Annotated in this window: 10 protein-coding genes and 1 tRNA gene; 6 read left to right on the forward strand and 5 right to left on the reverse strand. The window is 60.7% G+C overall.

Annotation, left to right across the window (positions count from 1 at the left end; translation table 11 throughout):
• Positions 1 to 68 precede the first annotated feature (68 nt).
• On the forward strand, positions 69 to 773 hold the full coding sequence (locus H7H48_RS09375) for an orotate phosphoribosyltransferase (protein WP_229448790.1): 705 nt from the start codon (positions 69 to 71) through the stop codon (positions 771 to 773).
• Positions 774 to 847: 74 nt separating this feature from the next.
• Here the strand turns inward: H7H48_RS09375 and H7H48_RS09380 are convergent, their stop codons facing one another.
• Positions 848 to 1717 carry a dihydrodipicolinate synthase family protein gene (locus tag H7H48_RS09380; RefSeq protein ID WP_229448791.1) on the reverse strand — a complete coding sequence of 290 codons (870 nt, stop codon included), beginning with the start codon at positions 1715 to 1717 and terminating at the stop codon, positions 848 to 850.
• A gap of 151 nt (positions 1718 to 1868) precedes the next feature.
• The gene (locus H7H48_RS09385; RefSeq protein ID WP_229448792.1) at positions 1869 to 3851 is read right to left on the reverse strand and encodes an OmpA family protein; all 1983 of its coding nucleotides are present in this window, start codon (positions 3849 to 3851) and stop codon (positions 1869 to 1871) included.
• A gap of 183 nt (positions 3852 to 4034) precedes the next feature.
• Here H7H48_RS09385 and H7H48_RS09390 point away from each other — a divergent pair, with 183 nt between their 5' ends.
• From H7H48_RS09390 to H7H48_RS09400, 3 genes are all read left to right on the forward strand, one after another.
• Positions 4035 to 4484 carry a YcgN family cysteine cluster protein gene (locus H7H48_RS09390; RefSeq protein WP_370633340.1) on the forward strand — a complete coding sequence of 150 codons (450 nt, stop codon included), beginning with the start codon at positions 4035 to 4037 and terminating at the stop codon, positions 4482 to 4484.
• 52 nt (positions 4485 to 4536) lie between these two features.
• Entirely contained in the window at positions 4537 to 4953 is a 417-nt protein-coding gene (locus H7H48_RS09395) for a nuclear transport factor 2 family protein (RefSeq protein WP_229448794.1), read from the forward strand.
• 100 nt (positions 4954 to 5053) lie between these two features.
• On the forward strand, positions 5054 to 5407 hold the full coding sequence (locus tag H7H48_RS09400; protein WP_229448796.1) for a hypothetical protein: 354 nt from the start codon (positions 5054 to 5056) through the stop codon (positions 5405 to 5407).
• An 80-nt stretch (positions 5408 to 5487) separates the two neighbouring features.
• Here H7H48_RS09400 and H7H48_RS09405 read toward each other — a convergent pair whose 3' ends face one another.
• Complete coding sequence (locus tag H7H48_RS09405; RefSeq protein WP_229448797.1) at positions 5488 to 6216, reverse strand: SIMPL domain-containing protein; 729 nt, start codon at positions 6214 to 6216, stop codon at positions 5488 to 5490.
• Between the two features lie 110 nt (positions 6217 to 6326).
• Between H7H48_RS09405 and H7H48_RS09410 the strand changes: the two genes are divergently transcribed.
• Positions 6327 to 6403 (forward strand) — tRNA-Ile (locus H7H48_RS09410).
• A 571-nt stretch (positions 6404 to 6974) separates the two neighbouring features.
• A complete protein-coding gene (locus tag H7H48_RS09415) occupies positions 6975 to 15512 on the forward strand; it encodes an isopeptide-forming domain-containing fimbrial protein (protein ID WP_229448798.1) in 8538 nt (2845 codons plus the stop codon).
• A gap of 68 nt (positions 15513 to 15580) precedes the next feature.
• Here H7H48_RS09415 and H7H48_RS09420 read toward each other — a convergent pair whose 3' ends face one another.
• Positions 15581 to 19246, reverse strand: a complete 3666-nt coding sequence (locus H7H48_RS09420) for a hypothetical protein (RefSeq protein ID WP_370633341.1) — start codon at positions 19244 to 19246, stop codon at positions 15581 to 15583.
• Positions 19247 to 19256: 10 nt separating this feature from the next.
• A complete protein-coding gene (locus H7H48_RS09425) occupies positions 19257 to 21137 on the reverse strand; it encodes a hypothetical protein (protein ID WP_229449225.1) in 1881 nt (626 codons plus the stop codon).
• Positions 21138 to 21148: the final 11 nt, after the last annotated feature.

The raw sequence follows: 21148 nt of genomic DNA on the forward strand, positions 1-21148 counted from the left end.
TCGGAAAAACTTCCGCCCGGCGTTCAATCCTGATAGCTGAAAGCCGCGTCACCAAACGAGAGCCAGCCATGTTCGCCAACACATTCCCCGACCGCGCCCTGATTGCCGAGACCGTGGCCAAGATGCTGATCGAGATCAAGGCGGTTCATTTCCGGGCTGACGAGCCCTATACGTTCACCTCAGGCCTGAAGAGCCCGGTCTACATCGACTGTCGGAAGCTCATCTCTTATCCGCGCATTCGCTCGGCCATCATGGACTTCGCGGCCTCAGTCGTCTTGCGCGATGCCGGCTTTGAAAAATTCGATGCGGTGGCCGGCGGCGAGACGGCGGGTATTCCCTTTGCTGCCTGGCTCTCCGACAAACTCGGCCTGCCCATGCTCTACGTTCGCAAGAAGCCTAAGGGATTTGGCCGCGATGCTCAGATCGAAGGCAATCTGAATGAAGGGGCGCGGTTGCTTTTGGTGGAAGATCTGACCACGGACGGTGGGAGTAAGCTCAAATTCGCCGAGGCCGTCCGCAAGGCGGGTGCCGAGGTGACCGACACTTTTGCCGTTTTCTACTACGGTATTTTCCCCGATACCCCGAAGCGTCTGGAGGATGCCGGCATGCGGCTTCACTATCTCACCACTTGGTGGGACGTTTTGCAGGTAGCGCGTGCGGACAAGCTTTTTGACGAAAAGACGCTCGATGAGGTGGAGAAGTTTTTGAACCAGCCGCTTGAATGGTCTGCTGCCAATGGCGGCATCTCCGAGATCGGCGAAAAGGCTGGCTAACAGACGATCAATCGAACATCAGCAACAAATGGCAGGCGGCGGTTTCGCAAAACGAAACTGCCGCTTTTCTGTTTTCACAAGGGTATCTCGTCGAGAGCCGTTTTTTGTTCGTCGGTGAGCGGCATATGCGGCGGTAGCGGCGTGGCAAAGTCTGCGTCATCGTGCAGTCTCGCAGTCAGGTATTTCACCGCGGGAATAAGCGGGTGAGCAGAAATCGCGGTGCGTGCACTGGACGCCGCCTCCAGGGCATCATCATTGGTGGGTTCGGCCCAAAGTTTTGCAACAAGCGGCGCGGTCACGCTGGCAGTTGCCGAAATGCATCCGGCGTAATTTTCAGATTCCGCCTTCGAAATTGAGGCTTCGTTGCTCGGGAAGACGGCAAAGTCACTGATCTTTGCCAGTTCGGAAGCATAGTCGAGATCGCCTGAACTGTCTTTCGCACCGGTTATGCGATCAGGGAAGGCTTCTTTCAGACGGCGGGCAAGGGCCGGGGAGAAGGTAAGGCCCGTCATCTGGGGGAAATTATAGAGATAGACGGGGATGGGGGTTCCGGAGGTGCCGGAGATCAGCCGCTCAAACCAGGCGAACAGGCCCTCATCACTCACTCCCTTGTAATAATAAGGTGGCAAGACCAACGCTGCGGCGAAGCCCAATTCGTGGGCGCGGCGGGTCAGCGCGATTGTTGTCTTCAGGTCTGGTGTGCCGGTACCAACCATCAGTCTGGTGGTGTCGAGGGCGCCGGCGGCGGCTTCCATGAGGGTAGTGCGCTGTTCAGGGCCGAATGAGTTGGCTTCGCCCGTGGTGCCGAGCACGTTCAGCGCATCGCATCCATTGTCCAGCGCCCATTGCGCGTGGCGCAGAAAACGGGCCGTGTCAGGGTCTCCCGAAGCTGTCACAGGTGTTGGGACGGCGGCGATAACACCACGCAGGCCGTTGCGCGTCATGAAGGAACTCCTTTGAAGCCGGCGATGAATTCGAAGGCATCTTGCAGATTTCGCAAACACAGCAAAGCCCGGTCGGAGGAGGGAACATCCGACCGGGCTCCTTTCGCCAGCCCGCAGCCAGAGCATGGGGCGGGCAGAAAGGGGTCAGTGCCTATCTGGCGCTGGCCACCGGAGCGACAAGCGGGGTGATACGCCGCAGTGCCACACGCCTGTTCTCGCGTTCGCGCTCCTGGGTATCGATTTTAAGGTAGCGCTCGCCATAGCCCTGAGTGACCAGGTTTTCCGGCGGGATGCCGAACACATCCGTCAGCGCGCGGGCCACCGATTCGGCGCGGCGATCCGAGAGCGCCAGATTGGCGAGATCCGAGCCGACAGCATCCGTATGGCCTTCGATCAGAAAGGTCTCGGCAGGATTCTCGTCCAGCATGCGCTCAATGGCGGTCGCAATCGCTTCGAGCTCGTCAATCTCGCTCTCTTCGATATCGGCCGAGCCGAAGGCGAATTCGACTGTATCGAGATCGATGCGACGAACCATATCGCGTAGGCGCGCTGAGCGTTTGACCTCTTCAAGCGAGTATATGCGGCGCACGGGTTCTACCGGAGGCTTTTCCAGGAAAGTATAGTAACGCTCCGGATCCTCCACACGCTCTGCCTCCAGAATATAATCGCTGACGGGGATCGTCAGGCGAAGTGGTGGCAGCTCGCGAGCGGGATCATGCCACCGGTCGACGGTCTCGAGGCGCTCGTCTGGTACGAAGACGAGGACCTGTTCGCGGCCATCCGGCGTAACCCGCACACGGCGAATGACGTCGCCATAACGGTTGCGAACGGTGATCAGGCGAACACCATTTGGACGCGTGACAACCTCTCGCACACGGCCGCGCGGCAGCTCCTCGTAATAAACTTCGTCATCCTCGCGGATAAGGCGGTCGCTGTCCTGGCTTTCGACGAAAACCTGATTGTTGATCTGGATGATCGTTCGATTGTCATTGAACTCGCGTACGACCTCCGCAGATTCGCGGCGCTCTCGCAGTTCACGCCGGCGCTCGCGGCGTTCCTCACGCGTTTGACCCAGTTCGATCCGTTCGCCGCGCTCTTCAAGAATGTTGCGGATTTCGCTGCGAAGCGTTTCTGGATTGATCGCGTCAGCCTGCGCCTCGGCGTCGCTTTCAGGCATGGGGGCCTGTTGTGGTTCTGCCTCGGCGTTGGCATTCTCCTCTTCCGCGGCGCTCTCCGCCTCGGATGCTTCGGCTGGAGCGGAGGACTGCGCTCCTCCGTTGGCCTCTGGCTCCTTTTCGCTATCCAAAACAGGCGCGGCGTTTTCAGGGAGAGGCTCGATTTCCTGCGCTTCGGGCTCGTTGCCGCTCTCTGGCTGAGTTTCAATCACTTCATTTGTACGCTCTTCCGCGGGCGTGGGAGCAGCGTCCTCCGCTTTTCCGGAAGGCTCTTCTTCAGCCGACCGTTCCTCGGCGGGCTGCTGAGCGGCTGGCGCCACCTCTTCAACAGGCTGGTCTTCTGCGGGTTCTTCCGTGCTAGGCGAGGGGGTGGCTTCTGCCGGCAGATCTGTGTCGTCGGAAGCTGGTTGAGAACCTGCCTCAGGCTGAGAAGCGGTGCCTTCCCCGGCGTCCGGAGTGCCCTCTTCTGCACCAGAAGTCGATTCTCCCTCGGCAGGAGCGCTTTCCGCAGGAGCCGTTTCTTCAGCGGCTTCGGGCTCGACGGGGGGCGTAGGCTGCTCTTCCGGTGCTTCAAGACCGGAGGGGGCGTCCTCAGGCGCTCCTGCGTTGTCGGTTCCAGGCTCTTCCTGTGTGCCCGGTTCGTCGGCGGCTGCCGGCTGCTCGGCTTGAGTTTCGGCAGCAGGTGCAGTTGCCTCAGGCTCCGATGTCGGCTCGGGTTTCGACGCTGGCGCGGCCTCGTTCTCAGCTGGAGCCTTGTCCTTGTCCTTCTGCTTTTTTTCGCCGCGCTTTTTCAAGAGCGCCCGCCAGGCTTCTTCGGTCATGCCTTTGGGCTTTTCGGCCTGTGCCAGAACCACCCCGGAGGAGCGCTCCGTTGCGATGCTCGGCTGCGTTGCCAAAGGTGCGGCAGCAATGAGCAGACCGAGGGCAGTTGTCGTCATGATCCGCTTTCGCGTCGTCATAAAATCTCTCCTGTATGCAGGCGTCCCATCGCCGCTTTAACCGCTTCGATGGCGTTCGGTTCCCTTTTTCCCGCAATTGATACTCCTGCGTGTGGAAGCGTGACTGCGAAGTGACGAGAACGTGTCTGAAACGGGGCCCTTACGATGCTTGACGTGCGATCCTTGGCGGTTCAAAGCTCGAGCATGACGACGAAGAAATTCTGGAAGACCAAGACGCTGGCAGAGCTCAACGACCAGGAATGGGAAGCTCTTTGCGATGGCTGTGGCAAATGCTGCCTCGCCAAACTCGAGGACGAGGACACCGGTGAGATTTACTGGACGAGTGTGGGATGCCGCTTGTTCGACGGCGAAACGTGCCGATGCAGCGACTATGGGAACCGGCTGAAGCGCGTTCCTGATTGCGTGCGGCTTACACCGGACAATGTGGGCAATATCCCCTGGCTTCCCAGCACTTGCGGATATCGCCTCGTGGCAGAGGGCAAGGAACTGCCATGGTGGCATCCGCTGGTTTCGGGTGATCCAAACACTGTGCACGAAGCCGGCATTTCCATTCGTGGCCGGGTGAAGACCAACGAAGATCAATTGGCAGAGCCGGAAGACTATTTTGCCTTCATCCTGGATGAGGAACCATAGACATCACACGATGTTTCCTTCTGGGGCGCTTTACGAATGAGGAGTTATGCCGATGTCCGATGAAAAGGCGCTGAGCCTTGTGCAATCCTTTCTGAATGCCCTGAACGCCAGCGATCACGATGCTGCTCTGGCATTGGTAAGCGATGATGTAGCGCACGATCCGTTCGACGGAGAGCGAGAGATCGGCCGAGAGAAACTGCGTTGGCGTCTCGGATTGAGGACTCGGCATTTCGACGAGCGCCTTGCAGATATCACCGTCATGAATGCCCCAGGTGGCATTCGTGCGGCTGCGGAGTTTACGGTTCGCGGCACCTACCGAACAACTGCAGAAGGCCTGCCGGAGGCGACAGGGCAGACTTATACGCTCCCCGGCGGAATGTTTTTCGAGATCGATGGCGGCGAAATTACGCGGATCAGCGAGCATCGAAATCCGGTCCAGTGGAACGCGGCTTTGTCGGCCATCGGCTGAATGCGATATGAACAGCCCATTCCTCATTGGTTCAGGAGTGTTTTGAGATTGTCATCTCCATCAGGGGCGCGAGAGGGTCCCAAACACCAAGGAGAGCACAATGTTCGAGAAACTCAAGATTGCCACGCTGTCAGCCATGATCGGGTTGGGCACGCTGCTTGCGGCGCCGGCAACAGCGCAGGCGGACAGCCTTTATTTCGGCTTTGGCATTGGTGGCCCCTCGGGCGGTTATCTTTACGGAAATAGCGCCCGCAGTCATCGTGCCGAGCGTCCTCGTCGCCATCACAGTGCGTGCACCCCTAGACAGGCGGTTCGCAAGGCGGAACGCATGGGTATCCGTCGCGCCCGGGTGGTCAGGGCCAATCGGAACATCATTCGCGTTGCAGGACGCACCCATTGGGGGCGGCAGCATGTTGTTTTTGCTCGCGCCCCACGGTGCCCGGTTATCCGTTGAGTGCGGATTGACCGAGATAAAACACGAAAGCCGCCGGCGAGCGCCGGCGGCTTTCCATTTCTGATATTCGATCGTCGGGTTTACCGGTCGAGTTCAAAGGTCACATTGACCTGTACCTGATAGGCGTTCTCGCCTGCTTCCACGGGGACAGCCTCGGCTGAGGCCTGCATCCGAACAGCCTTGCCAGCATAGGGCATCGGGGGGCGCTGATGCATCTGTTCGGAGATCTCAACGATGTCGCCCAATTTCACGCCGGCAGCCTCTGCCAATGTCTTGGCCTTGTCGAGTGCATCCTTCACGGCGCGCTTTCGGGCCTCGGTGATGGCCTCGGATGGATCGTCGTTGGTGAAAGTAAGTCCGCCGCCCTGATTCACACCAAGACTTACCGACCGATCGAGAACAGTCCCGACTTTAGCGAGATCGCGGATGCGTACCGTGAGCGTATTGCCGACCTCGTAGCCCACGATGCGTGGCGTCTTTTCCTCGTTCTTCTCGTTGGGGTACACATAGCGCGGGTTGATGGACAGACCGCCTGTCTGCAAATCACGCGCTTCAATGCCGTCTTCCTTCATCGCATCGATGACTGCGGTCATTGCCTGATTGTTTGCGTCGAGAGCGTCGCGTGCCGTTTCTGCTTCACGCACCACGGCGATTGTGAGAATTGCCATATCGGGGCTGACAGCGGCTTCTCCCTCGCCAGTCACGATGATTCGCTTATCCCTATCGTCTGCCAAAGTTGGAACAGCGCTGAGCAGGGAAGCAGCAAGCACGGGAGCAGCGAATACGGCGGGGAAGACGGATTTGGTCATGGAAATCTCCTTTTGCGATGTCCCGAAAAGCGACCTAGCTATGGATTGTGTGTCGATTGCGGCAAGATGGCTTGTGCGCGGCGAAAAAAGCAATTAATCCATCGGCCACCGGGCCTGTAGCTCAATTGGTTAGAGCCGGCGGCTCATAACCGCTTGGTTGGGGGTTCGAGTCCCTCCGGGCCCACCATCGACCAGACTTTTGGTGGTGCAGGTCTATCCCGGCTGTTTGATCCGGTTTTTTTATCATAACTGATTAAGTTTTTATTAATCCACGGATTCCCCAAGAATTGGTGTTTCCGGTGGAGAACCTACTACTACGATCTATATTTTTATTCGTACTTTGTCTTTTTCCGGACTTTGCCTTTTCCCAAATCGGCATCGGTTTCCGTGGAGATGGCAGTTATGTAGGGACGATCGGATCGAACAAGGGATCAGTCGAAGCTTATAAATGTCCGGCCGGAACAGTGCTTCGAGGTCTCCACCACGCCGACGTCTCCATGAGCGCAAATGCTTCCAGCGTTCGCGGTATGACAGCACAGGTGGGGCTTTATTGCGCGTCGATATCTGTTCTTCCGAACGGAACGGTTGAAACCATCAACACGTCAGCCAATGGTACCCCGGAAGTCTCGGGTTACGGCTATCCCACTCAAGGAACCCAACGGCACGGATATTGTCCGCCTGGACAGATTGTTCAGAGGCTGGGTGGGTATGACCGGGTCGGGCCTGGGGCTACTATCCCCTGGGCTTCCAGTCTGCGAATGGCGTGTCGTCCTCTTCAACTCGGTGCATCGGATTGGGTTTCCGTCAATACGGCTGCTACAGCTGGCGTTCAGACCGTTGGGGTGAATGAGGGCAATGCCACGCACACTTTCCGGGGCTGGTTTTGCAACAATGAGGCCTATCGAGCAGCCTCGGGTATTCATAGGCAGGCTGGAGGGAGGGGCTACGATGGCATCAATGTCTATTGCGGCCAATTGGAGCAAGCGCGCCACTCGGCGGCTCTGAATTTTTCCGACTTTGCTTGGGATCAAACGATTGGCGGCACAGGCTGGCTGCTCAATTTGACCAAGGATGGCATTCTTCTCGACAATGGAAGCGGACTTTCGGGAGAAGATGTTGAGCCATATCTCGCTGCTTCCGACAACGATACGGCTGATTACGATTCCAGCAAGGAGGTTTATGTTCTGCCGGGATCCGGCTATGGGGCCACGGCCTCACAAAGACCGGCAGGCATTCCTGAAAACTCTTTTGCGGAAACAGGCAGTTGCGCGAGCAACATCCTAAAGGTCGACCAGGAAGACAGCACCTGTTCTCTCACGGTTACGGGGCGACCCGATCTTTCGATTTCCATCTCAGCGCCGGCGGGTGTCTACCACGCGCCAGGCGACACGATGGATATGAGTGTGAGTGCCACCAATCTTGGCCCCGGTACTGTCCAAACCTCTGATGGATTCGCCATCACGGTTTCCGTGCCGGCAGGGTGGACAGCCAGCCCGGTTCCCGGGTGTACGGTCTCAGGGCAAACGGTGTCGTGTGTTATAAACACGCCTCTTTCGCCCGCTCCAGTCCCTGGAGGCAGCGGCGGAAACATAGGCTTCACAATCCCGCTGGTCGCAAACTCGGATGCCGTTTCAGGAAGCTATCCGCTTGTTGCCTCGCTTGACCGGTCTGTCTCCGACGGAGACACCGACCCGACGAACGATGATTTTGTTCTGTCAAACGATCAGGCGCAGGGGACTGTGCAGTTCGTCAAATTGCCCAGACTCACGCTTCGCAAGACCACCTTGGATGATGTCGGCAGCTTCACCTTCACCGGCAACAATGGGTGGGAAACTCAGACGATCACCACTGTGTCCCAGGGCGTTGCTCAACCGGGGGTCACGCAGATCCTGGCAGAGGTCGACGTCCAGACGGTCATTTCAGAGACTTTGCCGCCCAATTGGGTTCTCGACGACGTTGTCTGTTTGGGAATGGGGACAGGGGGAACAGTGTCGTTTGATGAGAATTCCTTCACACTTTCTCCTGAGGCGGTGGCGGTCGATAGCGAGATCGACTGTGCGGTTATCAATCAGAAGGTTCTGTTGAATACTTCGAAGAGCTCGGATGTTGGCAACGGTGTCGGCGTCCAGGCGGGGGACACGATCACCTACACGCTGACGACCCAGGTGACCGGAGGGACGACCTCTCAGGATCTGGTTTTATCAGACACGTTGGGGGCGGGGCTCGACTTTGACAGTGTCACGGCGCCGGGGGCTTTCGTTGCAGATACTAGCGGCGCGCCGAACCTGTCATTCACGCTTCCTGCAGGCACAGCAGCGGGAACCTACAGCGTGTCCTATACGGCCACGGTCTCTGATGGTGCTTCGGGATCGGTTTCCAACAGCGCTGTGGCCAACATCGGCGACTGCTCTCCCTGTGCGACCACGAACCGGCTGGTGGAACTGAGCACGTCGAAGGCTTCGGATGTGGGCGATGGTGTCGGCGTCCAGGCGGGGGACACGATCACCTATACGCTGACGACCCAGGTGACGGGGGGAACGACGACACAGGAGCTGGTTCTGACCGACACGCTGGGGGCGGGGCTCGACTTTGGCAGTGTCACGGCGCCGGGGGCTTTCGTTGCAGATACTAGCGGCGCGCCGAACCTGTCATTCACGCTTCCTGCAGGCACAGCAGCGGGAACCTACAGCGTGTCCTATACGGCCACGGTCTCTGATGGTGCTTCGGGATCGGTTTCCAACAGCGCTGTGGCCAACATCGGCGACTGCTCTCCCTGCGCGACCACGAACCCGCTTGTTGAACTCAGTACATCGAAGGCTTCGGATGTGGGCGACGGTGTCGGCGTACAGGCGGGGGACACGATCACCTATACGCTGACGACCCAGGTGACGGGAGGAACGACGACACAGGAGTTGGTTCTCACCGACACGCTGGGGGCGGGGCTCGATTTTGGCAGTGTCACGGCGCCAGGGGCCTTCGTTTCAGATACGAGCGGCGCACCCACCCTGACCTTCACCTTGCCCACCGGCACGGCAGCGGGAACCTACAGCGTCTCCTACACAACGACGGTATCAGACAGTGCGTCGGATTCGGTTTCGAACGCAGCGACTGCTGATATTGGCGAATGCAGCCCCTGTTCCACAAACAATCCTCTTGTGACGACCAGCACCTCGAAAGCTGTCGATGTGGGCGATGGTGTAGGCGTTCAGGTTGGAGATACGCTCACCTATACGCTAACGGCCGTTATTGCAGCCGGCGTCTCAACACAGGACCTGGTTCTCAGTGATGTTCTGGGGCCGGGCCTGGAGTTTGGCAGCGTTACGGCGTCGGGCTCGTTTGTTCCAGACACAGGCAGTGCGCCCAATCTGTCATTCACGCTTCCCTCAGGAACACCTGCAGGAAGCTATGCCGTTTCCTACACAGCGACAGTGACCGATTTGGCTTCGGGGCAGGTGTCAAACGCGGTGAGTTCAAATTTTGGGAGCTGCGCGCCCTGCGCTACGACGAACCCTTTGGTGGAACTGAGCACATCGAAGGCTTCGGATGTGGGTGACGGTGTTGGTGTTCAGGCGGGGGACACGATCACCTACACGCTGACCACACTCGTGACTGGAGGGACCACAACACAGGATCTGGTGCTGACCGATACGTTGGGACCGGGGCTCGACTTCGGCAGCGTCACGACGCCCGGGGCTTTCGTTCCAGATACGGGAAGCGCGCCGAACCTGTCGTTCACGCTTCCTGCCGGCACGGCAGCGGGAACCTATAGCGTGTCCTATACGGCGACGGTGTCCGAGAGTGCATCGGGCTCGGTTTCCAACAGTGCAGTGGCCGATGTGGGCGAGTGTTCGCCCTGTGCAACCACGAACCCGCTTGTTGAACTTAGTACATCGAAGGCGTCGGATGTGGGTGATGGTGTTGGTGTTCAGGCGGGCGATACGATCACCTACACGCTGACCACTGTGGTGACGGGCGGCGTGACGACACAGGATCTGGTGCTGACCGACACGCTGGGGGCGGGGCTCGACTTTGGCAGTGTCACGGCGCCAGGGGCTTTCGTTCCAGATACGAGCGGAGCACCGAGCCTGTCGTTCACGCTTCCTGCCGGCACGGCAGCGGGAACCTATAGCGTGTCCTACACGGCAACGGTTTCTGACAGTGCATCGGGATCGGTTTCGAACAGCGCCGTCGCCAACATCGGCGACTGCTCTCCTTGCGCGACCACGAACCCGCTTGTTGAACTGAGCACATCGAAGGCTTCGGATGTGGGTGACGGTGTCGGGGTTCAGGCAGGGGATACGCTTACCTACACGCTGACCACTGTGGTGACGGGGGGCGTGACGACGCAGGATTTGGTTGTGACCGACACGCTGGGGGCGGGGCTCGACTTTGGCAGTGTCACCGCGCCGGGGGCTTTCGTCTCAGATACGGGGAGCGCGCCCAACCTCTCCTTCACCTTGCCTGCTGGCACGGCAGCGGGAACCTACAGCGTCTCCTACACAGCGACGGTATCAGACAGTGCATCGGGATGGGTCTCCAACAGTGCGGTGGCCGATGTGGGGGATTGTTCTCCCTGCGCGACCACGAACCCGCTGGTGGAATTGAGCACGTCGAAGGCTTCGGATGTGGGTGACGGTGTCGGCGTACAGGCGGGGGACACGATCACCTATACGCTGACCACACTCGTAACCGGAGGGACCACAACACAGGATCTGGTTCTGACCGACACGTTGGGGGCGGGGCTCGACTTTGGCAGTGTCACGGCGCCGGGTTCGTTCGTTCCGGAGACGGGAAGCGCGCCGAACCTCTCCTTCACCTTGCCTGCCGGCACGGCAGCGGGAACCTATAGCGTGTCCTACACGGCAACGGTTTCTGACAGTGCTTCGGGACCGGTTTCCAACAGTGCGGTGGCCAACATCGGCGACTGCTCTCCTTGCGCGACCACGAACCCGCTGGTGGAACTGAGCACGTCGAAGGCTTCGGATGTGGGCAACAGTGTCGGGGTTCAGGCGGGCGACACGATCACCTACACGCTGACCACACTCGTAACCGGAGGGACCACAACACAGGAGCTGGTTCTGACCGACACGTTGGGGGCGGGGCTTGACTTTGGCAGTGTCACGGCGCCGGGTTTGTTTGTTCCGGAGACAGGGAGTGCGCCGAGCCTGTCCTTCACCTTGCCCGCCGGCACGGCAGCGGGAACCTACAGCGTGTCCTACACGGCAACGGTTTCTGACAGTGCTTCGGGATCGGTTTCCAACAGTGCGGTGGCCAACATCGGCGACTGCTCTCCCTGCGCGACCACGAACCCCTTGGTGGAACTGAGCACATCGAAGGCTTCGGATGTGGGTGACGGTGTCGGCGTACAGGCGGGGGACACGATCACCTACACGCTGACGGTCCAGGTGACGGGTGGAACGACGACACAGGATCTGGTTGTGACCGACACGCTGGGGGCGGGGCTCGACTTCGGCAATGTGACTGCATTGGGGCCATTCGCAGCCGACACCGGCAGTGCGCCCGAGCTCTCCTTCACACTTCCCGTTGGAACGTCGGAGGGGACCCATAGTGTGTCCTATACGGCGACAGTATCGGACAGTGCCACTCTGGAAGTACAAAACAATGCAGTTGCCAACATCGGGGATTGCTCACCCTGCACGACCACAAATCCACTTGTTGAACTGAGTACCTCGAAAATCTCGGATGTTGGCAATGGCGTTGGCGTCCAGGCGGGCGACACGATCACCTATACGCTGACCACGGTGGTGACGGGCGGCGTGACGACACAGGACCTGGTTGTGACCGACACGCTGGGGGCGGGGCTCGACTTTGGCAGTGTCACGGCGCCGGGGGCTTTCGTTCCAGATACGGGAAGCGCGCCGAACCTCTCCTTCACCTTGCCTGCAGGCACGGCAGAGGGAACCTACAGCGTGTCCTACACGGCAACGGTTTCTGACAGTGCATCGGGATCGGTTTCGAACAGCGCCGTGGCCAACATCGGCGACTGCTCTCCCTGCGCGACCACGAACCCGCTGGTGGAACTGAGCACATCGAAGGCTTCGGATGTGAGTGACGGAGTTGGTGTTCAGGCGGGCGATATGATCACCTACACGCTGACCACACTCGTAACCGGAGGGACCACAACACAGGATCTGGTTCTGACCGACACGCTGGGGGCGGGGCTCGACTTTGGCAGCGTCACGGCGCCGGGGGCTTTCGTTCCAGATACGGGAAGCGCGCCGAACCTGTCCTTCACCTTGCCTGCTGGCACGGCAGCGGGAACCTACAGCGTCTCCTACACAGCGACGGTATCAGACAGTGCATCGGGATCGGTCTCCAACAGTGCGGTGGCCAACATCGGCGACTGCTCTCCCTGCGCGACCACGAACCCGCTTGTTGAACTGAGCACATCAAAGGCTTCGGATGGGGGTGACGGTGTGGGCGTACAGGCGGGGGACACGATCACCTACACGCTGACCACTGTGGTGACGGGTGGCGTGACAACACAGGATCTGGTTGTGACCGACGCGCTGGGGGCGGGGCTCGACTTTGGCAGTGTCACGGCGCCAGGGGCCTTCGTTTCAGATGCGAGCGGAGCACCCGTCCTGTCCTTCACCTTGCCCACCGGCACGGCAGCGGGCACCTACAGCGTCTCCTACACAGCGACGGTATCGGACAGTGCGTCGGGATCGGTTTCGAACAGCGTCGTGGCCAATGTGGGCGATTGTTCGCCCTGCATGACCTCCAATCCACTCGTTGAATTGAGCTCATCCAAAACATCGGATGTAGGGGACGGTGTCGGGGTTCAGGCGGGGGACACGATCACCTATACGCTTACGGCCGAGGTGACGGGAGGAACGACAACACAGGATCTGGTTCTGACCGACACGCTTGGGCCGGGGCTCGATTTCAACACTGTAACCGGGCCTGGCCCATTTATTGCCGATGCCGGTTCCGCGCCGGTGCTGTCCTTCAGGCTTCCCGCGGGATCGGCAGCGGGGACACACAGCGTTTCCTATACGGCGACGGTCTCCGAGAGTGCTACCGGACCCCTGTCCAACGCGGTGGTCGCGAATGTGGGAGAATGCAAATCCTGTACAACGGCAAATCCGCTGGTCCGGCTTGGTACGTCAAAGACGTCGGATGTGGGCGACGGTGCGTCCGTCGAAATCGGAGATACGCTGACCTACACATTAACGACGGTGGTTGCAGACGGGAGGACAACGCAGGATCTCGAATTAACCGATACGCTCGGGCCCGGGCTCAAATTCGGCAGTGTGGTCAGTTCCGGCCTGTTCGAAGCAGAAACAGGTGCAGCACCGGAGCTTTCCTTCAAGCTTCCCGCGGGAACGCCGGCTGGAACTCACAGTATCACCTATACGGCTGTCGTTGACGAGGATGCACCGGTGACCTTGTCCAACACAGTGGTTGCCAGCAATGGGGCGTGTGCACCTTGCCGAACGGAAAACCATATTCCTCCGGATGTGAGTGTTGCAAAATCGCTTGTGACGGAGGGAGGCGTGGTTCCGGGGCTCGCCGAATTGGGAGAGCCCCTTACATTCGAGATCGTGCTGACCAATGTCGGTAGCGCTGCCATCGACTTTTCCGTGCTCGATGTTCTGGACCCGCATTTGCGGTTTGTGGCCGCCAGCCACGGTGGACGCCACAGCAGCGGTACTGTCGAGTGGACAGGCTTGACTGTCCCGCAGCGCGAGGGGAGCACCAACGGTCAACTTGTTCTGAGGGTTGATGCCTCTGTGGTCGAACGACTGGCACACCCGGCGGATACGGTAGTCAACTTTGCCAAAGTCCCCGCTGAAGCGGACCCAGATTGCCCCTCCGAACAATGCGTTGTCCTGCCTCTCCAGTTCCCCGGGCTTAGCTTGGCCAAAACCGGTGGATTCTCGGATATGGATGGCGACGGTCTGGCTTCACCCGGCGATGTTCTCCTATACGAGTTTGAAGTCACCAATACCGGCAAGCTTCCGGTCACCGACATTCGGATCGAGGACCATGGCCCTAAGTTCAACGGGCATGCTGCGAATGGCCGCCTGTCTGATGTACAGCCGGCAACGTTAGCGCTGGAGGTAGGGGAGACGGAGCGCTTTTCAGCCAGCTATCTGCTCACGCAGGCTGATATCAAGAATGGTGCGGGAACGTCCGAGGCGGTTGTGAACACAGCAATTGCTTATGGCTCAGTTTTGGATGGCGGCGGAGCGGTGTTTTCGCTCGCTTCGAACGAAAGCACGCTGCCACTGACATTACCGGCTGGGGCCGGCAACCTTACAATCAGCAAAACTGCGGAAAGAACGACAATCCGGCGGGGTGAGCTGGCGCCATTCACGATCATCGTAACCAACAATAGCGATGGGCCCGTTCGAGGATTGAAAGTGGAGGATCGGCTTCCGCCGGGGTTTCGCTTTGTTGAAGGTTCTGCACTGGTGGATGAAGCGCCGGCAGCCCCGGTCGTGAATGGCCGCTTGTTGCGCTTCGATGACATTTCGCTGGCGGCACGCAGTTCCATTGAAATCCGCCTGAGCATGAACGCCCCGGCGTCTATAGGCCCAGGAGTTTACATCAACACAGCGGTGCTGACCGATCCCCTCGGGCGCCGGATATCCTCCGAAGCTCAAGCCAGTGTCCGGATAGAAGAGGAGCCGGTTTTCGACTGCGGTGATGTGATCGGTAAAGTTTTCGATGACACAAACCGAAACGGGTATCCGGACGATGGTGAACCGGGACTGCCGGGGGTGCGATTGGCCGCAGTAGAAGGGAAGTTGATAACAACCGATGCGGCGGGTCGCTTTCATATTCCATGCGCGTCGCTGCCAGATCAGCGATTGGGGACCAACTTCGTTGTCAAGCTCGATGCTCGAACCCTGCCTTCCGGCTATCGCCTGACGACGGAACATGTCCGGGTGGTTCGTTTGACGGCGGGCAAAATGACGAAAATCAATTTCGGCGCATCGATTCAGCGCCTGGTGCGGTTTGATCTTCGGAGCGACGCCTTCGTACGAGGGAAAAATACGCTGAAACAGGACTGGCTCTCCGCTGTCGACCAGCTGATTGAGATTCTCGACAGGGAGCCCTCCGTCCTGCGGGTGAGCTATCTGGATGAAGAAGGCAGCCATACGCTCGCGAGACATCGTCTTGCATGGGTTGAAAAACGTATCACGAACCATTGGCGCCGGTGGGGCGGCCGGTACCGTCTGGACATTGAAACCCGTGTTCTCACCGGGAAAGTCCGACCCCCTGGATATTCGGGGTTTGACCTGGACCAGGCTATCGGTGAGTGAAGTTCATTGAGGAAGGATAAATGCCCCGCCGGCAAAACCGGCGGGGCCATTTTCGAGAGGTGCTCCGACTACTGGAGCTGATTGCCCCTGTCGCGCGGCCGCAGGAGTTGCGGATTGATGCGCAGGGGACGATCAAGCTGCTGCCGGGGCACCCGGTTTACCGGTGGCGTCACGCGGATCTGCCGGCAATTCGGGTATTTGCCCGTGGTGCCCGGCGGGCAGCGGCGCTGCACGACCGGACGACAGTTCGGGAAGGTTCCCGTTGTGCCCTGCGGGCAGCGGCGCTGCACAACCGGGCGGCAGTTGGGGAACGTGCCAGTCGTTCCACGCGGGCAGCGGGGCCGCACGATGGGTGCGCAGTTGGGATAGCGCCCCGTGGTTCCCGGCGGGCACTGACGCTGCACCTCCGGCTTGCGGCAGGCACCGGCCACCAGACGTGTTCCACGCGGACAGACGCATTGTCCGTCCTGGGTGCGGATCATGCCCGGAAGAAGCCGGCATTGCTGGCGGATTGGCCGGCAATTGGGCGGCGTGCCCGTCGTGCCGCGCGGGCATTCGCGCTCGACCTGCGGCTTGACGCAACGGCCGTTTGCCAGGCGCGTTCCGCGTGGGCAGACACAGCGGCCATCGCGCGTGCGGATCTGGCCCGGCAGGAGCCGGCATTGCGGCCGGGGATCTGCCTGCGGCTTCGGATCGGGCTCGCGCGGCGGTGTTGGCCGCGGCGTGGGCAGCGGAACCGGAGCGGTCTGCGTGCCGACGCACTGGCCATTGCGGAAGGTGGTGCCTTCCGGACAGACACAGCGCCCGTCATTGTTGAGAACGAGACCCGGCGAACATTGCTGGTCCTCATCCTCATCCGCCAGAACCGTGAAGTCATGGCAGTCATAGGCACGGCCATCTCCAGCACCATCCGGCGCACCTGAGAGCGAGGGCGCGGTGCGCACATCCGCTTCACGGTCGATCACCGCAGCGCAGTTGCGTCCCGATGCACCATTGCCCACTGCGTTGGCGAGACCGCCATCTTCCGGCAGCTCGACAACCACCTCATGCGTGCGGCTTTCGCCACTGGCAAGGGTGAGGTCGGCTTCGCAGGCGAAGGGAAGCTCGGACGGCTCGGGCGAACAGCCGAAGGGCGGATTTACCGAGACGATCCGGGCCGGAACGCCGCCAAACCCTTCGACCCGAAGCGCATCGCCGATGCGAACCGGACCGGAGATCGATGACGGACCTTCGTTGCGGATGGTGATCTGGAACGTGCAGGGCTGGCCAAGCAGGCACTCTGCATCGCCGGCCTTCTCGACCGTGATCTGCGTGCCGCCCTGAGCACAGGCCTCGCCGATGGGATAGACGATGTCGTCTCCCGGAGCCGGGCCGAAGGAACCGCGTGCGCAGTTCTCGAACCGCTCATTGGGTGAGACATTGACCGTCACATCGAAGTGCCGCGCGGTCCCGGGTGTCATGACAGCGCCGGGGATCTCACAGGTGAGATTTGCCGCAGGCACCGCGCTGCACGACCATTCCGGGCCGTCAGGCGTGACAGTCTGGATATTGACCGGTGCACCGCTGCCGATGATCTTGGCGGCGTCGTTGACGCGAACCGGACCGACGGGTGCTGCCGTTCCGGCATTGCTGACCGTGATCCGGCAGGCCACACCTTCTGCGAGCGACACGGTGGGCTCACAGGTCTTCTGGATGCGCATTTGCGGCTGGCCGCCCGGGATGCCCGGTATGGTCGCCGTTGCACAGGCCTCGTTGTTGGCGAGATTGGTTTCGCCTTCAAGCGCGGTCACCTTCGCACAGTTCTCGACCTCGCTTGTCGGATAGTCGCCAACAATCGTGGTCACGAGAATGTCCGTCGATGCGCCCGGCACAAGGTTCAGGCCCGGATGATCGCACTGGAACGTGTTGCCGGCGAGCGGCGCGCACGACCAGGGCGGTGAGGGGCTGAAGGATGCCGAAGCGACATCGCCGGCCGGGAACGTGTCCACGAAGCTGACGGGACCGTTGATCGGCGTGGCACCGGCATTGAGGATGGTCACGACATAGGTGCAAAGACCATCCGGCGTGCAGACCGTGGGTTCTGCGCGCTTGCGCACGGCGATATCCGGAATGTCGTTCTCCGGCGGCGTGCAGGCCGGATCGCCCGGCAGGCAGATCGCGATTGTGGCGCAGGCCTTGTCGTTGGTCGGATCGCCAAACGGATCCTTGCCGCTGGCCGTGTAGTCATATTCGGCGCAGTTGCGGATCGCGCTCCAGCTCCATGCCGGCCCCGGCTGGAAACCGAGTTTCAGCTCCACGAATTCGCCCGGATTGAGGGTCGTTTCGGGGTGCTCGCACGACATGGGGCTCATCATCGGCACGCAGGTCCATGGCGCATTTGGCCCTGAGACCACCGTTGCATTGCCGGGCGTCGTCACCTCATCCAGTACGATCTTGCCGGTGTAAGGAGCGTCACCCGCATTGGAGACGCGAATGGTGAAATCGCATGAACCGTCGATCTCGCATTCGGCCTCATCGGCGCGCTTTTCGACCTTGATGTCGGGCTTGCCCTCATCGTCGGGCGGGCATTCGAGGTCTTCGGGGATTTCAATGTCGACCACCTGTGAACAGCATAGCCCAACGCCCTCGGCCGGACCCGCATAGGTCTCGATGCCGGTGACGAGCAGATGAACCGTATCGCCAGGCAGCGCGCCGGTGATTTCCCATTCCAGCGTCCCGCCGCCGGCCGGAACGGCCTGGCTCGGCGGATCGATGATGATGCCGGGCGTGGTGGAGGTCACGGTGACGACATTGCCTGCCATCTCCGGGCCGACATCCATGCGGTAGATATAGGCGCCACCGCCGGGAAGGCAGTCCAGCTCACCGGTCTCGACCGAGAAACAGGCCTCTTCCGGCCCGTCGCCGGGCGGCGGCGGCGGCGGATCGCAATCCGTTACATCGATGGTGATGGTGGTCGGGTCGCCCGTCTTCCAGTCGCCATCGTCCGGCAGGGCGGGATCGTGCGACGGAATGGTGGCGACAAGCCCGCCGGTTGCCGTGCGGATCACGGCCACGTTGGCCTGATTGTCGACATTGGTTGCGGCAGGGAACGCCGCCTGGTCGATCTTTGCCTTGATGGTGATGTCGATGGCGCGCTCAGTCAGGCTACCGTCGCCGTCGAGATCGGCGGCGGAAAGGTGGAAGTCCGACTGGGTGAGCGTGTCGTTTAGGGTTGCGGTCGTGCTGACCACATGGGGTGGAACGGCTCCACCGCCGACACCGATGATGTCGCCGCTGAACGTGGCGTCGACAATCGACAGATTGGCGGGAAGTTGATCGGTAAACTCGAAGGTCACATTGGTGAGAAACGCGTCGAGGCCCGGGTGGGCGATCATATCAGGTGTGCCGCGCACGCCGAGGCGCAGGCGGTATTCCACATAATCGCAATTGAGCTGTGCTCCGCGCTTTTCAAGGAAAGGCGTCAGATCAGGCTCGACTTCGGGCACTTCCGGTTCAAGTTCAATGCGTGGGCCTTCGGCGTCGCCCGGCGTTTCGAGAACCTCAAGCTCCTCGATCGTCCGGTCCTGTGCTCTGGCCTGATTGATGCCGGAAAGCGGTATGAGCGCGGTGGAGAGCGCCATGCCCGCCACCAGCAGCCAGCGCGGCGAGCGCGCTTTTTCTGCAAGGGGTTTCATGATCGTCTCCATGACGTTGTTGACCGTGGTCCGGTCGGTGGGAAAAGTGAACATGATCATCTCTCCCTCCTCACGGCGCACAGGATTCAAGCGGCGTTTCAAGCGGCAACGTCACCTTGCAACAGGGGAAGTAGCCACCCGCCTCGGCGTCGGACTGCTTATAGAAGCACAGGCCGAGATCGACGGTTTCGCCAGGGATGTGGCCGTTGATGCCGAGAGTGAACGGCGTGGCCAGGCTGGGGACCGTCTGCTTGGACGGGGAAACGCCGACGCCGGGCGTCAGCGATTTCGCGGAAAGCGAATCGCCACCGATGCCGGCGCGGTCATGGATATAGAGATCGGCTTCAAGCCCCGCGGGCGTACAGAAATACGCTGCAGTCTCCAGCTCGATACAGGGCGGGAGATCGTTGGGCGGCGGGAAGCCGGGCGGCCAGCCGGGGACGGGAATGTCGCCCGGATAGGGGATAGGCTCGTAGTAGCCTGCGCGGCCCTCACAGGGACGCCAGACCTCCACGTCGCCGACATGCCCCTTGACCTCGGGGTCTTCGAAGAAACCGTCGTAATCGGCAAACCACGAGCCGAAGGGCGGTTCGTTTTTTGGCCGCACGAGCGTGCTTCTCGTAAGCTGTACGCCATGAACGGCAAGCGGCCCGCCTTCGATGAGCTGGTCTTCAAGGGCGGGGTTGTCGCGCAGCCTGTCGCCGGTTTTGACCAGCGTGGCAGCGCAGGCATTGCGATTGAAGAAGCCTTCGGCGTCATAGCCATATTGCAGATCGATGCCGCCGGCTCCCTGTCGGTATGGTTCGGGAAAACCGACTGCATATTCCTGCGGTGCCGGCACCCAGATGCTTTCGGTTTCGGGATCGTCGGGGCTTTCACGCCAGTAGCGCAGCACCGACGCCTCGCCGCTGTCGGCGAAGCTTGAGTAGTCATAGCGGTTTTCGATCTCGCCCCGCTGGGCAAGGTACATGAAGCCGCGCGTGTCGAAGGCGATGTCGGTGACCGGAAGGTCTTCGTCCGCTTCCACCGTCAGCTCCCAGCGCGGGTCGCCGGCGAAGGTGCCGTCGCGGGCGATGCCCACGGACCAGATTTCCGCTTCCTCACCGACTGCGTAGTAGAGGCGTCCGCCATGCATGGCGAGGCCATGGACGCGACGCTCTTCCTGCGTGTAGCCCCAGCTTTTGGGCTCTTCCGCGTCGAAAGCAGCACCCTGTATATCCATCACGGCGCCATCGTCGCCCACCGGATCGAGCCCGCGTGCCGGCCTGCCATCGACACCATGATCGAACGTGTCGATGAGATTGCCGTCGATGTCGATGCGGTGAATGAGACCGCTGTCTAGATCGGAAGCGAAGAACTGGCGGTGTGACCGGTCAAAGGCGATGTTGCCGATGCCGGGTCCGCTGTTGGTGTCGATATTGGCAAACAGGGTCACGGCACCGGTGATACCGTCGATTTTCCAGATCGAACCGGGGCCGCCGCCATTCTTCTCGCCGAATTGCCCATCCATGAAGCGTGCGCCGGCTTCGCCGCGGCGCTGCCGTTCGGGCCGCCCGTCCTCGTCTTCGTCTTCCGTGACGATCTGAAGGCCGTGCAGGGACGTGGCCGCCGCATAGAGGTTCGGCACGATGGCTGTGGTCTCTTCGCGCTTGCCGTCATCATAGGCAAGGCCGAACACCTGGCCGATTTCGGAGGCCGGCACTTCGAAGGGCGGTGGCGTAAAGACCACCTGCCCGCTGGGTGGGGCGCCGAGCCAGGTCATGTCGAAGATGCGCAGCGAGGCGCGCTCGGTGTCGATGAAGGTTTCGTCGACCGGGTCGACGCCGGGCAGGAGACCTTCCTCGAAACCGGGGATGAGCGTGCCGGGAAAACCGGTCACGGCCATGAAACCCGGCTGGATGATCGCGTTTTCCTGCGCGCTCGCTGGCGCATGTGTTGAAAAGCCCGCCATGATTGCGAGCG

The organism is Nitratireductor sp. B36, assembly GCF_020833685.1.
GTDB lineage: Bacteria > Pseudomonadota > Alphaproteobacteria > Rhizobiales > Rhizobiaceae > Nitratireductor.

Bases quoted from the DNA above. Each gene is read 5' to 3' on its own strand.
- H7H48_RS09415 (WP_229448798.1), top strand. From the start codon at position 6,975: ATGGCGTGTCGTCCTCTTCAACTCGGTGCATCGGATTGGGTTTCCGTC.
- H7H48_RS09425 (WP_229449225.1), bottom strand. From the start codon at position 21,137: ATGGCGGGCTTTTCAACACATGCGCCAGCGAGCGCGCAGGAAAACGCG.
- H7H48_RS09390 (WP_370633340.1), top strand. From the start codon at position 4,035: ATGACGACGAAGAAATTCTGGAAGACCAAGACGCTGGCAGAGCTCAAC.
- H7H48_RS09400 (WP_229448796.1), top strand. From the start codon at position 5,054: ATGTTCGAGAAACTCAAGATTGCCACGCTGTCAGCCATGATCGGGTTG.
- H7H48_RS09380 (WP_229448791.1), bottom strand. From the start codon at position 1,717: ATGACGCGCAACGGCCTGCGTGGTGTTATCGCCGCCGTCCCAACACCT.
- H7H48_RS09420 (WP_370633341.1), bottom strand. From the start codon at position 19,246: ATGATCATGTTCACTTTTCCCACCGACCGGACCACGGTCAACAACGTC.
- H7H48_RS09375 (WP_229448790.1), top strand. From the start codon at position 69: ATGTTCGCCAACACATTCCCCGACCGCGCCCTGATTGCCGAGACCGTG.
- H7H48_RS09385 (WP_229448792.1), bottom strand. From the start codon at position 3,851: ATGACGACGCGAAAGCGGATCATGACGACAACTGCCCTCGGTCTGCTC.
- H7H48_RS09405 (WP_229448797.1), bottom strand. From the start codon at position 6,216: ATGACCAAATCCGTCTTCCCCGCCGTATTCGCTGCTCCCGTGCTTGCT.
- H7H48_RS09395 (WP_229448794.1), top strand. From the start codon at position 4,537: ATGTCCGATGAAAAGGCGCTGAGCCTTGTGCAATCCTTTCTGAATGCC.